Below are 12,798 nucleotides of genomic sequence, written 5' to 3'. Positions count from 1 at the left end.
AGCTTAAAAATTTTAAAATATTCATTATCCGCATCTTGATAAGTAAAGAATATCCCTACAACACACATAACCGATGCAAAAAGATAGATTAAACTTCTGATAATAAAAAGCATATTTACTCACCTATCTGTTTTATATTTTCGATAATACCTTTAATAAAATTTACAGCAGTAAATTTTTCAGCCCTTTCTAAATATTTTTGAAGTTGTACTAATTTATCATTAGGAATGATGCTTCCAACTTCTTTTACAAACGAATCGACAGCTTTATTGAACTTTCCAGCACAAAATGATAGAGCTATTCTACATCCTGTGTCGAAAAGATCAAATAAAGCCCCCTCTTTTTCCGGTAAAGCAGAATCCGTATAACTAACCATAGTATCAGCAAAAGATCCCATCATATATCCAACAAAACCTAATGCTGTATCTGGCAATCTTGAATCTATCCCATCAGCATAATCATCACCATACATATCAGCCATGATTGTTGTATAAGTAATTTTACAAATAGATAAAGCGATATTCAATCAACCATGAATAGTCATCGCTGCGCCGTAAAAAGCTCTGACACCTGTTACAAATTCTGCAGCATTAACACTTAAACTTATTAAATTATCCCAGTTTCTTCTCCACCAATGGACATCAAAAATCTTCTTCCATCCGGGTCGGTATACTTCACCGGATTATTGGCTTGAAGCTCGCTATCGCTTCGCGGTCTGATGCCGCTTCAATCGCTGTCCGAAGGACTACCTTCCCTATTTCTGTTTATTCCTCACATACGGCCGTAACTCGTTCTATGAAGAAGAGAGTATCCCTATTCTATTTGCACTAGAAGCATATTCAATTCATCTATTCACCATATTTTAAATATTTTTTATCATCATTCATAGAATCATTATTTTATATCAAACATAAACCTTTATATGAACTTCTAAACAATCCTTAATTCTATACAGCTTTATATAAACTCTAGTAAAAATAAAATAATAACAAACATTATTATACTCATAAATACAAATATAATATATTTAATAAACTTTTTCATAATTAATTTTCGGTTATTTAAATACTTCTGTTTTAAGTTGTTCAAATATTCATCTTGTGTTATTTTCTCATAAAAATTACTTAATTCTTTACGTTGAGAAAAACTTGATATGCCATATATATAATCTTCAATTATTTTTATCTCCTCTATCATATTCTTTGAATATAAATACTCCAGCATTTCTGAATATGAATGTTTCAACATCCTATGTATTGGAGTTATGAATATGATTATAGAAACAACAAAATAGATAAACATTAGCATAGATAAAAAGTTTAGATCCATTTTTATTCCTAGCAAAATTTAAATTGGAATAGTCAATAGTAGTGCAGTGCCTAAATTACCTACTCCATATTTTTTTTCAATTAATAAACCAAGTATGATGTACCCCTTGTAGCTTTAATCGCTTCACTCATTCTAATTTAATTTCTAAACAATCTATTAGTGTCATAATCGTGTAGATTTTCCTTATTTTCATAGAATTTCTATTTTATACTCATAAATTTCAAACTGTTTATGTCCATTTATTATAAAGAAATACTGATGCGTTTTTGCATTTTCATATTGTACATCTATACTTATATAATAAACATTTCCGACTGGATAATCATAAGGCTGCTTTACGAATTCCTTTAAAACAATCTGTTTTTTTATCAAACCCCCTACATACTGATTATAGGCAATTCCAATTCTGTTTAAATCACTTTCAGTCTCTATAGTTCCAAAACGATCATCTTCATAATCTGTTAATAAATTATATCCATCTATTATTTCTATATTGACCTTTCCCTTAAAAAAAAATTTCTTAATCTTAGCATAGTCTAATTTAAAACAATCAGAATAAAAATCTTCAATTACTTTAGAAACCTTTACATCTTCTTCAAAGGTTAGCTCCCTAGTATCTTTATCAGTCAACCAATCAAAGAATATTGGAATGATAAAAAAGGAGGTAAAAATAATTAAAAACAAAATCAGTAAAGCACAATAAAGTATAATTCTATTTTTCTTCATCTTAGTTATTCTTTCTAATTCGGTCTTAGCACCCTATAAATACTCAGCAACTCAGTATGTTCAACATCATACATACAATCATCTATTTTTTTATGATACTGTAAAAAATCAAAAGCATCAGAATATGTTGAAAAAAGGAAAGAACTATTCAGTCGATTTTTATATGCTGAAAAATAATTGTGAGATGAAAAAATTATTTCATTGTATATTGAAGAAAATGAATAGCAATCTATATCAAAAATACCTATGTCAAACCCATAGCAATTTATTGATACTTCACGCACTTGATCTATACAAAGCGATACAGAATACATAGTTTTCATACTCGCAGTAAAACCTTCTATTCCTTTATAATTTTGAAAAAAATCATCTAAATTAACATTATTTTTTCTTGCAATAGTTATGAGTTTGTTAGAACAACCGTTCAAAGTTCTATTTCGTTCAATAGTTACATTATATCGCTGCATATACTATAATCACTCCCATCTTGTACGCTTTTGACGACGAGTTTCGGTCGAAGCCGAAACATCGCTTCTGTTTAAACCAGCAGCATCCATGCCAATGTTTAAGCGGCATTGCCGCTTAAACTTGCAAGTTTTGGCTTTGGCCAAAACGTTGCTTCTGAAAATCCTCACCGTATCAGAACCGCCACGGACGTCGGTGGTTCTAAGCAGCAACGAGTTTGACATTTCGTCAAACTTGTGTTCAAGCGTTGTACTCAGGGCGTACAACGCTTGTATAGAGGATATCCGCTTCAATCGCTGTCCGAGGAAGAGGAGAATTTAGCTGTGAATAAAAGCAAATTTTTGTTTTCATAGTCAAGAACATCTTCTAAATCATAATTTTATCGAATTAGTAAATTCTCTTCCAAGCATTCTCGTATTTTATAAATAAATAGTCTTCTCCGATTCGATAGTCATCGATTATCATCGATGTGTGCGTATCAATTTTATACATTATCAATATCTCTGCTTGCCTATCATATATTAAAAAAATATTATGACAAACCATACTAGTTGAAACATTTGGTAAATCTATTTCAAGCACATAATTAAGGTTACTATCATGTACCTCCCATCTTTTTGTACCGTTATTAAATAAAAATATATATTCTCTCCCATCCATAAAATCACTATATTTTTCATCAAGAACTTTCTTTTTATAGTTTTCTATAACTATAATTTTATTATCCTTCTTAATAAAAAATTTTCCATCAAATTCTATTATGTTTTCATCAGTTGATGCAATCATTTTACCTTTAGTATTTAATAAAAACCATCGCGGTATTAATCTTGTAACATTCCATGCAATATAGAACCCATTAGAACACATTTCTGCATAATCATACCCCTTTAAAGTCTTTTTTGAACCATCAGGAGATATCGCCAACAACTCTTTATTCTTCTCTTTTATTATAATCCCGTTATCGTTTATACTTGCCCACAGTAAATTATCTTGTAATACTTTTAAATCATTCGATAATAATGTATACGTATTATTTTTTCCCAATAGACCGTTCTTTGTTACAACGAGGCTTGTATAATTAAATTCACCTATCAACCTACCTTCGTAAAAGACTAACCACTTATCTTTAACTTTCACATAATACGTATTATTTTGTATATATAACTCCTCTATTCGATAGTTGTTTTTCAGGCTCTCATAATACATAGCATTATCTTTATCAAAAGATATGTCGGCATAAAGCGTTTGTGTAAAAAAGAGCAGAAAAAAAATACTTCCCTTAATCAATCGGTTTATATTCTTCATTTGCGAATCTTCTTCTATGTCCATCAGAATAAGAATCAGGCAGTATTGACCCAGCTGACAATTCACAAGCCTTTAACTTTTCCTCTGATAACGTAAACTTTACTTTCCTCAAAAATCTCATTACTTCAGTACATCTTTTCTTGCATCTTCCCAACAGGATCCTATTTTTAAATTAGTATATAAAAAAATTAATCAAATATATGATTTTTTGCTCTATCATAAGTTTCATATAATTCTCCTATTCCAATTGTAATTAAATCATCCGCTACTATTTCCTCAATCAAATCATAATCTTTATTTTTTAAGACAGTTACATACACAAAAGTTGGAAAGTATGTTATGTTCTTTATATCATAACCTTCATGTCGTGATGTAATAACAACATAATCAGATCCATGGAAACCTTTTTTATCTTTCCATTGCACAGGCTCACTAATTTTTGCAATCACTGCTAATTTCCCTGTTGAAAATTTTACATATCGTATATACTCACATTCTCTTACATATTCTAATTGTTTATTTTCATCTGAAGATAAAAAATATTTTTCCATGCCAACCTCTAAAGTTCCGGATTAAACCCGCTTATATTTATAACTTTTTTGTACTCTTAATACAATGCGAAAACACACAAATATGAATAATTGACAGCGCTTCTAACTTTTTCAATGCTTGCCTATAAAACTACGCCATCCATGCCAATTGTTAAGCGGTATTGCCGTTTAAACTTGCAAGTTTTTACTTTTATTTTTTCAATCCGTATATCTTCTCATAATATTTTAAAGCATATTCATACGAATCCGGCAAATATAATTTTATCACATGTTCATAACCGTTCTCAGCTAAAATTAAAAAATCATAACTATACTGCGCGGCAAACAAGATAGCTTCCATCATTTCTGACGATAAAAATGGACTATAGCCAAAATCAGATATCCTATAGCTTTCATCATGTTCATTTTTCGCTAAATAGGTGTTGATAAAATCATTGAGAGGCATATTTTTATCAGCTATCTCCGTCGAAAGTTTCTTGATACTATCATTAACCTTATAATCAAAAAAATATCGTTTATTTCCTATCTTTTCACATTCCAATCCTGTGTCATACAATGAATAAAATCCACCATCACAATAGACAGCAATGAAGGGTACAGAACCGTGGCGTTCTCTATATATAGTTTCCAATAGATAATAATTTTCGATACCTATCCTTTCAATGTTTTTTTCCAGCTGCCTTTCAAAAGTTTCTTCGGAGAAACAAGGAATCGACACTGTAACCCAACACCATAGAATGATACATATATATTTAATGATTAAGCCTTTCATGATATTCTAATTATCTCCTTAATACATTTTCCGTAATTCTTATCTGCAATAAAAAAAGTTTCTGTTTTATAACTTTTTGTATTTAAAACGTTTCCTCCAATTTTTTTATCAAATAAAACAAGCATAATTACAAAGATAATTGCAACGAAAATACATAAACATGCCACCAAATTTAGTTTTATTTCAGAACTCATTATTTCTCCTTTTTCCAAGTGACTTGTAGACGTACCCCAACGCCAACATACATACTTTATTCTTTTAGCCATCCAATTTCTGAACATATATTTCAATTCTACCTCCGCTATTATTCAGCCGTTGGACAATATCTTTCACAGATAGATATATCGCGTCAGACATTACCGCTTTTCAGTAAAGTATTCATAACCTTTTCTATTACATTCTCTATGCTATTTATTTGTTCTAAATTTGATGGGTCATATTCTAACCCCAATCGATCAATAATAAGGCTAATGAAATATCTCCGTAACGCATTTATATTTCGACCTATATTAATGATTGAGTCAACATAATTCATATATTCCTCACTAGCTATAAAAGCAGGTACATCTAAAGGATTCCATTCTGAAAGTATATCATTAATTTGTTCTTTTAATTTGTTATCTGCTTTCATGGATTTACCCAAAAACCTTTTAATATGTATCTTTCTTTGGCGGACTGCCGATACTTGTGTACCATCAATATTCTGTAAAAGTACACAAGTATCGGCACCGCGCTTGCTTCGAAGCTACGCCTGTCGGCTCCGCTACACCATACTGCTCAAATCTTTTTACCGCTTCCGCTTTGTTCCCGCGGTGTTTTTCCCTCAGTACCGACACGGACGTCGGTGGTTCTAAGCAGAAGCACATTTTGCTGAACAAAACGTGTTATCAAACCTGTACAAGGATGTACAGATTTGATATAGCTTTTCACATACGGCTGTAACTCGTTCTGTGAGGAAGAGTAGATAAGTTTTTGTTACAGTATACATCATAATTGTAAGTTTTCATTCTCTACTTATAGATTGTAGGTATCCTTTACAATCTAATAATGAACCGATTGTTTCATGAAAAAATACATTATCAATCGTATTATAGTATTCAATTATTCTTAGAATATATTTCTGAAACTCCTCATCAAAAATTGAAAGAAAAAAAATAAGGGTTACTAAGAAATCAGGGTATTGCTTCCAATTCTCTTGTAAAAATAATTTTTCTGCACATGCATACCCCTTATTTTCATCGTCTTTCATTTGTGTTATACATTCCATTGCTTGTCTCATATTTTCCCCTTTCTGATTAACGATAACAACAAGCTCTGTTAGCATATCATCAATATCATCTTTCTTTATTTTGATATTCCTATAATATTCAGGAATACTATAATGAAACGATTCATCAACTAATGCAAAATTCGCGAAAAGTATTGCTGTCAATATTTCCAACGAATGAATATCGTTGGTATCTTTCTTAGCTTTTTTCATAAGCAATTTAATTTTTCTATTCATGCTTTCTCCTAGTCTTTTAGGTTTTTTCCGATGCTCAATATAACAATCCTATACTCCTGTTTATTATACGTAAATGATACATTCATATGAGGTTGATCACCAACATATATTGTATTCTTGGTTTGAATATTTTTTGACATTTCCATAACAGCTGCTTGGAATTCCTTACTGGTAGCCATTTTTCCATATTCATCGGATATTGATAATATAGTAACTTGTTCAGTTAAAGCTTCTAGAACTTGCCCTTTCGTAACTCCTTTTTTATTAAGGGCGAGACGCACTGAACTGAGTTGAATTGATTTTCTCCCTTGTTGTATCTGAATTGTTACAGAGTTAAGCTGACAATTACGGTATTTATAAGCTTCTTCTTTTGACATAGAAACCTCTATTACTTTTGAAATAAATCTTAGTATAGGCATTACCATAAAACCTTTTATTTTTGCTCTTATTCTTTGCCCATAAGCACCTCTTGCCCAAAAAGCGTCTAATAATGCACCGACAGTTTCATGAAAAAATACATTATCAATCGTGTTATAGTATTCGATTATTTTTGGAATATATTTCTTAAATTTTCGATCTGAAATTGCCAGAAAAAAAATAAGCGTTCCTAAGAAATCAGGATATTTTCCCCAGTCTTCTTGCAAAAACAACTCTTCTGCACATTTATATGCTTTATTATTTTGCATGTCCGATATGCATTTCATTGCATATTCCATATTATCTCCTTTTTTATTAATTATGCTTATGAGTCTATTCAAAATTTCTTTTTCATCTTCTTGTCTAATTCTTATATCTCTATATTCAACAGGAATACACAGATAAAAAGATTGATCCATCAATTGATATGTCCCTGCTATAATATGCATTAAAATTCCAAGAACTTCTTTTTTTGATAAATCATTTTCTGCATCTTCCAACAACATATGAATTCTTTTATCCATGAACAATCCCTTTTATATCGTTAATATAGTAGTAAATTTGGATTATTACCATTATTACGAATATCAATTCGATAAGTTTTACCGTTATATTCAAATAGGACTCTCATGTATCTTTGATCGCCATCTCCAACAGTATGCTTTGTCTTAATGTTTTCTGACATTTCACTAACAGCTGTTTGAAATTTTTTACTCTTAACCAGATGCCCATATTCTCTATTATTTGATAACATACTCACTTGTTCATCGAGAGCTTTTTGAGCTTGACGCTTTGTCACTCCTTTTTCATTAAGAGCAAACCGTGTCGAACCAACCTGGATCGATCTTGTTCCTTGTTGTATCTGAATTGTTATAGATCCAAGCTCAAGATTACGCTGCCCATTAGCTTCTTTTGCTTTTGATATGGAACTTTGTATAGCTTTTATAGTAAAATACTCAACAGTAGCTGTTAATCCAATAGCAGCTACATACCCACCCCATTTCAACAGATTGAGATCAGACGGATCAGGTATCGAAAGATCCGTTTGAATAACTGCCATAACAAATTCTGTTGCTGCCTTCCCATCCGGATCAGTTTCCCGCTCCTCGCATCCGGCATGTCTCTTTTCAAAAGGCATCGCGCTTGCTTCGAAGCTACGCCTGTCGGCTCCGCTGCACCATACCGCTTCAATCGCTGTCCCGGGGGTGAGGATAGTTAGGCTGTAAATAAAAACAAAATTTTGTTTTCAATTTAAAAAATATTTTTCCCTTCACTACCGCCATGGATGGCGGTGGTTCTAAACAGTATCATGTTTTGGTATCAGTAAAACGTACTATCAAACCTGTACAAGGATGTACAGATTTGATAGCCGCTCCCCAAAATCGCACGATTCTACAATCGTCCACGGATGGACGTGGTTCTATGCAGTAACGAGTTTGACATTTTATCAAACTCGTCTTCAAGCGTTGTACATGGACGTACAACGCTTGAAAGTGGATTTCCGCTGCAATCGCTGTCCGGGGGATGAGGATATAGTTAAACTGATAAAAGTAATCTTTTATACCCATATAATTATTTACTTCTATTTCACAGTTCGTATTTGTATTGCTCAATTCCCAATCTTAGTTATTTTTATTTTTCCTTACCCTCTACCTATTTCCCTTTTATATTAAACTTTCTATAAAAGATTGTTAATTCTGTTCTAACTAAGAACAAAATAACCATAATCTGAATTATCGCATTTGAATTTCGAAGTGATAATACAACAGAAAAATAGAAAAATATATCCCACATAACAAGCATTAAATTTATCTTCAAACTTTTTGAATTTCTATAAACTAACTTGCAAATAATATATTGTAATGCGCCCCAAAATAAACCTCCTAAAAATGAAGTTAAATATATTCCATAGTGAAACTCTTGCTTAAAAACTAACACGAATATCACTAAACTAAACTGTAATATTGTTATTATTAATAAATGTTTTTTCATCCACCCTAAATACATATTTTATTTTTTCCCCTTATAAATTTTCCATGCCCCTGTTGCAGACCACCATACACCAATATCACTCAAACTATTTGGAGCATTCAAATCCCAAGTTCCTAAAACCAAGGCTCAACCATATTCATCTCCTTGCCGGTAAATTTGTACGGTAGGTAGTCCGTAGTTGTTTCTGAAGACTACGGAGTTTTAATTTTTACTCTGTTGAGTTAAATGATTAAAAAAATCTTGTATAACCGAGATGGATATGCTTCTTTGCATTCTACTATGTAGTCAATTTCTTCTGTGTAATTTTCTTCATCTAATGAATAATGGCAGACAATTTTTACAGGGAATTTATCATTCACCTTTCCATGTCGCCATTTAAACATATTATAAAAATTTACCCAACAAAAATCTTTTATATTAAAATCAGAGAATATTAATTTTTCAACTCCTGAATAATTAATGCCATCAACTTCATAATTTTTGAAAATAACCCTATTCTTGTTAGAATCATCTGGTTCATAAACATTATGCTTTTTTAAAATTCTATGTTTATTGTCATATAAAATTTCAAGTTGATTGATGCGTACTTGCCTAAAATTCTGTTTAGCAAAAATCCTAAAACCCAAATGCTGAGTTTTTAAGAAGATTACATTACCAACAGATACCCTCATAATAGAGTCTTTTTTTGATAACTGATTTATTTGAGTTGAATTAAATATATTCTTCATACTTGTATCATTTTTACAAGTAAACTCATAATATTTGCGTTGTTCAAATAAAGAAAAAACTAAAAAAAGACAAATTAATACTAATATAGAGCGTTTAATTACTTTTGACATCTAAGTTACCTTCTTCCGTATACTTTTAAGGCGCGCGGCCCGTCCTCGCCGTAGCGGAGTGTACGGTGTAGGTTCGGTCGCTCGATTTTGTTAACAGGTTCTTCTCGTTCCACGTGTAGTTACGGCGGTAGGCAAATAGATCTCCTTTGATGGGCAAAAACATATTCACTTTCGTTTTATCGTATTAGGAAACCCGATTTTCTCACAAAGTGCTATTAATTCTTTCCTGCGGTAATAGAACATACTTATATTCATAAAACTTTTTTCGGTTTCCAATCTTAACACAACATATCCGCCTCGATCTATACCTTTTTCCCTTGGATAAAAACCATAGCGAACATAGCATTTTTTTATCTCACATATAGCAAGCTCTTTTCTGTGAATATATGTTTGTCTTTGTATTATTTTTTTATCTGAAACGAGTATATATCTACCGCATACTTCTGGTATCAATATAATTGCAAATAAAATCCAAAAAAATGCCATTTCATACCATGTTGCATTAGAAAAAAGTAAAATAATCAACATAATATAAACAGGGGAAAATAGAATTTTATCTCCTATTCCTTTGTCTATCCTTAAAAAATCGGTATCTTCCTTTTCAGAAAAATATGATTTAAATAAAATAAGCAATTTTTTTATTCTACTCACCATTTGCTATACCATTTGTTATATATAACATATTTGATTGCTTTTGCTGTTTATCTACGGTTGGTAAATACTCTTTTATTCGATTAACGCCTTTTGATAAAAGTACTGCCGCAGCTGTTCCTTCAACTAATGCACAATTGCTACATCTTGCAACAGCAATCTTTGCAGATGTTTTTATACTAATATTTTTTATTGTGCCATTTGCTAATTTAATAGAAACTTGTTTTGAAACCGCCAACATAGATCCTTTTCCTGAAGTTATTCCTGGTATTGAATTATTACTTAATACACCTGTTGCAGTCCCAATTACTGTAACCGTAATTAATTCTTTAACATCTGTTTTTGTAATATTTCCTTTATTATCTATCATTTGTTTAGTTAAATCGCCAATACTACTACCTGCTACACCTGCGGCATATCCATTGCATGTGCCAGCCATAATAGCACCTGAAATCGCTCCTCCTACAGCTGCCCCTATATACGTACCTATACTACTTACATTACCCGTTAAACAATCTCCAATCGCAACTGAAGCTACGCTCACTGCTGCTCCCAATAAAGCACCTATTGCCACATGTAAAGCCTTCCTATCAGGATCTTCATACTTCACTGGATTATTGGCTTGAAGCTCGCTATCGCTTCGCTGCCCGATGCCCGCGTAGTGGTACAGGTGTAGATTCACTGTGTTGTATACCCCACCCATGCCGGATAAGTTCTCGTTATGTTTCTTCGCCTCGTCATCTATCGGCGCTTTGGGTATGTAGTCACTTAAGGCAGGGTCTCCACTCAGCCACCTCGAATACTTCGGGTCTAAATAGCGCGCGCCGTAATAGTATAGCACGGTTTCTTCATCCATCTCCTCCTTTTGAAAATATACACGCCGTCTGCTTCGTCGCTTCAAAAAAATTAATCCTCAACGCATCATAGATACGCCTGCGGTTAATTTTTTCTCGCTTCTCGCATCCGGCATGTCTCTTTTCAAAAGGCACCGTTTTCTCACATACGGCTGTAACTCGTTCTGCGGGAAGAGAATGGAAATTCTTATTAGGGTATTAAATGCGGATTGTGACTTCCTTTATAATCATCAAAAATCCACATAACTCTATCGCCAGAAGACTATTTCCTATTCATAATAAATCTCAAAACATACATTCCCAAACAATAAGCCAGCTTCTTTGGTATTATATTCAGATTTTAAACGTTGCAGTATATAAGGAATTAACTCATCAAGATATGAAATTATCCTATCAAGAGTTTTTTTATATTCTGTCACATCATCTCTTTGTATTAGGAAATATCTTTTTTTAATATCAACATTATAAAAATCTTCTTCACACTTTTGACTCTCATAAAATTCCTTTGTATCAATTTCATTCAGACTATCTCGGCTTTCTATATAAAGCATCCTTTCATCTATCTCCAACAGAAAATCTTTATGTTCATAAAATGGATTAAATGAAATACTTTTTTGTATCAAACCATTAGACTTTAATTTACTCATTAAATATAAAAATTCTGGAATAGACACATAATGATTAGCTCCATTTTTAAATTTTGTATATGTATCTACGATCATCTTTGCCCTCTTTTTCTCATTTTGTTGTATCCTGATGATTGTCCTAATAATGACATATTTATTTTAGAAACTTACGAAATATTCTAATACTATCGTTCATAATATTCCGTATAATATTTATTTCGCTTTCTCCCCATACAGGACTATATATCTCAGGAGAGTCCTTTTTCAAGGCGGGAGGATTCGTTCCGTAAAACAGTTTATTATATACGTCTAAGATTATACAATCCACACCATTATCATCACCTATAAACGGTTCTTTCAATGTATATGCCATATCAGATGCAATGTTCCAAAAACGTAAAATAAGATTGCAATCTATATCGTTCAGACATATTTTTTCTATAAATGTATCAATATCATACAATATAGCAGCATCTACTTGAGTATCTAAATCATGAATTTTACAAAAATCTCTCATTTCAGCTTCACAATAAAACATAATTAATTTACCATTTTTATCAATCAAAAACGCGTCACGGTTATCAGAAAACCATAAACAATAATATGTTTGATTAGACATCTTAAATTCTACTAAACAATATTCAATTTCTGTATTACATTCAAAACCTCTATCTCCATATTTTTTTAAGTTGATTAAACTCACCGCCTGGTTCACGGGGATTATAATTTCCATCTGAAGCTCATTGCATCGCTTCCATCTGTTCCGG

General features: G+C 31.9%; 15 protein-coding genes and 1 pseudogene. All 16 read right to left on the bottom strand.

Features of this window, described 5'->3' with window-relative positions; translation table 11 throughout:
- Nucleotides 1-115 precede the first annotated feature (115 nt).
- The 16 genes and pseudogenes from ABH09_RS01125 to ABH09_RS01050 all read right to left on the bottom strand — a co-directional run bounded on the left by ABH09_RS01125 (nucleotide 116) and on the right by ABH09_RS01050 (nucleotide 12,764).
- Nucleotides 116-526: a hypothetical protein gene (locus tag ABH09_RS01125; protein ID WP_253714888.1), complete on the bottom strand. Its 411-nt coding sequence runs from the start codon at nucleotides 524-526 to the stop codon at nucleotides 116-118.
- A gap of 992 nt (nucleotides 527-1,518) precedes the next feature.
- Entirely contained in the window at nucleotides 1,519-2,055 is a 537-nt protein-coding gene (locus ABH09_RS01120; RefSeq protein WP_253714887.1) for a hypothetical protein, read from the bottom strand.
- A gap of 14 nt (nucleotides 2,056-2,069) precedes the next feature.
- Nucleotides 2,070-2,522, bottom strand: a complete 453-nt coding sequence (locus ABH09_RS01115) for a hypothetical protein (RefSeq protein ID WP_253714886.1) — start codon at nucleotides 2,520-2,522, stop codon at nucleotides 2,070-2,072.
- Nucleotides 2,523-2,907: 385 nt separating this feature from the next.
- Complete coding sequence (locus ABH09_RS01110; protein ID WP_253714885.1) at nucleotides 2,908-3,825, bottom strand: hypothetical protein; 918 nt, start codon at nucleotides 3,823-3,825, stop codon at nucleotides 2,908-2,910.
- Between the two features lie 188 nt (nucleotides 3,826-4,013).
- Complete coding sequence (locus ABH09_RS01105; RefSeq protein ID WP_253714884.1) at nucleotides 4,014-4,376, bottom strand: hypothetical protein; 363 nt, start codon at nucleotides 4,374-4,376, stop codon at nucleotides 4,014-4,016.
- Between the two features lie 190 nt (nucleotides 4,377-4,566).
- Nucleotides 4,567-5,148: a hypothetical protein gene (locus ABH09_RS01100; RefSeq protein ID WP_253714883.1), complete on the bottom strand. Its 582-nt coding sequence runs from the start codon at nucleotides 5,146-5,148 to the stop codon at nucleotides 4,567-4,569.
- Nucleotides 5,145-5,342 carry a hypothetical protein gene (locus tag ABH09_RS01095; protein ID WP_253714882.1) on the bottom strand — a complete coding sequence of 66 codons (198 nt, stop codon included), beginning with the start codon at nucleotides 5,340-5,342 and terminating at the stop codon, nucleotides 5,145-5,147. Before ABH09_RS01095 ends, ABH09_RS01100 begins: the two co-directional genes overlap by 4 nt.
- Before the next feature lie 155 nt (nucleotides 5,343-5,497).
- Nucleotides 5,498-5,779, bottom strand: a complete 282-nt coding sequence (locus ABH09_RS01090; protein ID WP_253714881.1) for a hypothetical protein — start codon at nucleotides 5,777-5,779, stop codon at nucleotides 5,498-5,500.
- 372 nt (nucleotides 5,780-6,151) lie between these two features.
- Nucleotides 6,152-6,652 (bottom strand): hypothetical protein, encoded by a 501-nt coding sequence (locus tag ABH09_RS01085; RefSeq protein WP_253714880.1) that lies wholly within the window; start codon nucleotides 6,650-6,652, stop codon nucleotides 6,152-6,154.
- 8 nt (nucleotides 6,653-6,660) lie between these two features.
- Nucleotides 6,661-7,593, bottom strand: coding sequence for a hypothetical protein (locus ABH09_RS01080; RefSeq protein WP_253714879.1), 933 nt, complete (start codon nucleotides 7,591-7,593; stop codon nucleotides 6,661-6,663).
- 20 nt (nucleotides 7,594-7,613) lie between these two features.
- A complete protein-coding gene (locus ABH09_RS01075) occupies nucleotides 7,614-8,207 on the bottom strand; it encodes a hypothetical protein (RefSeq protein ID WP_253714878.1) in 594 nt (197 codons plus the stop codon).
- 1,075 nt (nucleotides 8,208-9,282) lie between these two features.
- Nucleotides 9,283-9,900 carry a hypothetical protein gene (locus ABH09_RS01070; RefSeq protein WP_253714877.1) on the bottom strand — a complete coding sequence of 206 codons (618 nt, stop codon included), beginning with the start codon at nucleotides 9,898-9,900 and terminating at the stop codon, nucleotides 9,283-9,285.
- A gap of 165 nt (nucleotides 9,901-10,065) precedes the next feature.
- On the bottom strand, nucleotides 10,066-10,554 hold the full coding sequence (locus tag ABH09_RS01065; protein ID WP_253714876.1) for a hypothetical protein: 489 nt from the start codon (nucleotides 10,552-10,554) through the stop codon (nucleotides 10,066-10,068).
- A 586-nt stretch (nucleotides 10,555-11,140) separates the two neighbouring features.
- Nucleotides 11,141-11,422 (bottom strand): annotated as a pseudogene (locus tag ABH09_RS12975) (hypothetical protein); the annotation flags it as partial.
- Nucleotides 11,423-11,674: 252 nt separating this feature from the next.
- Entirely contained in the window at nucleotides 11,675-12,127 is a 453-nt protein-coding gene (locus tag ABH09_RS01055; protein ID WP_253714874.1) for a hypothetical protein, read from the bottom strand.
- Nucleotides 12,128-12,185: 58 nt separating this feature from the next.
- Nucleotides 12,186-12,764 (bottom strand): hypothetical protein, encoded by a 579-nt coding sequence (locus ABH09_RS01050; protein ID WP_253714873.1) that lies wholly within the window; start codon nucleotides 12,762-12,764, stop codon nucleotides 12,186-12,188.
- Between the last annotated feature and the right edge of the window lie 34 nt (nucleotides 12,765-12,798).

Origin of the sequence: Treponema sp. OMZ 803, assembly GCF_024181165.1 — a bacterium.
Lineage (GTDB): Bacteria > Spirochaetota > Spirochaetia > Treponematales > Treponemataceae > Treponema.
The sequence above is the reverse complement of the archived record's forward strand: the minus strand, read 5'-3'. Positions and strand labels throughout refer to the sequence as shown.

Excerpts from the sequence above, each read along its gene's own strand:
- ABH09_RS01055 (WP_253714874.1), bottom strand. The coding sequence starts at position 12,127 with ATGATCGTAGATACATATACAAAATTTAAAAATGGAGCTAATCATTAT.
- ABH09_RS01050 (WP_253714873.1), bottom strand. The coding sequence starts at position 12,764 with ATGGAAATTATAATCCCCGTGAACCAGGCGGTGAGTTTAATCAACTTA.
- ABH09_RS01075 (WP_253714878.1), bottom strand. The coding sequence starts at position 8,207 with ATGCCTTTTGAAAAGAGACATGCCGGATGCGAGGAGCGGGAAACTGAT.
- ABH09_RS01100 (WP_253714883.1), bottom strand. The coding sequence starts at position 5,148 with ATGAAAGGCTTAATCATTAAATATATATGTATCATTCTATGGTGTTGG.
- ABH09_RS01085 (WP_253714880.1), bottom strand. The coding sequence starts at position 6,652 with ATGAATAGAAAAATTAAATTGCTTATGAAAAAAGCTAAGAAAGATACC.
- ABH09_RS01080 (WP_253714879.1), bottom strand. The coding sequence starts at position 7,593 with ATGGATAAAAGAATTCATATGTTGTTGGAAGATGCAGAAAATGATTTA.
- ABH09_RS01095 (WP_253714882.1), bottom strand. The coding sequence starts at position 5,342 with ATGAGTTCTGAAATAAAACTAAATTTGGTGGCATGTTTATGTATTTTC.
- ABH09_RS01120 (WP_253714887.1), bottom strand. The coding sequence starts at position 2,055 with ATGAAGAAAAATAGAATTATACTTTATTGTGCTTTACTGATTTTGTTT.
- ABH09_RS01070 (WP_253714877.1), bottom strand. The coding sequence starts at position 9,900 with ATGTCAAAAGTAATTAAACGCTCTATATTAGTATTAATTTGTCTTTTT.
- ABH09_RS01115 (WP_253714886.1), bottom strand. The coding sequence starts at position 2,522 with ATGCAGCGATATAATGTAACTATTGAACGAAATAGAACTTTGAACGGT.
- ABH09_RS01065 (WP_253714876.1), bottom strand. The coding sequence starts at position 10,554 with ATGGTGAGTAGAATAAAAAAATTGCTTATTTTATTTAAATCATATTTT.
- ABH09_RS01090 (WP_253714881.1), bottom strand. The coding sequence starts at position 5,779 with ATGAAAGCAGATAACAAATTAAAAGAACAAATTAATGATATACTTTCA.
- ABH09_RS01105 (WP_253714884.1), bottom strand. The coding sequence starts at position 4,376 with ATGGAAAAATATTTTTTATCTTCAGATGAAAATAAACAATTAGAATAT.
- ABH09_RS01110 (WP_253714885.1), bottom strand. The coding sequence starts at position 3,825 with ATGAAGAATATAAACCGATTGATTAAGGGAAGTATTTTTTTTCTGCTC.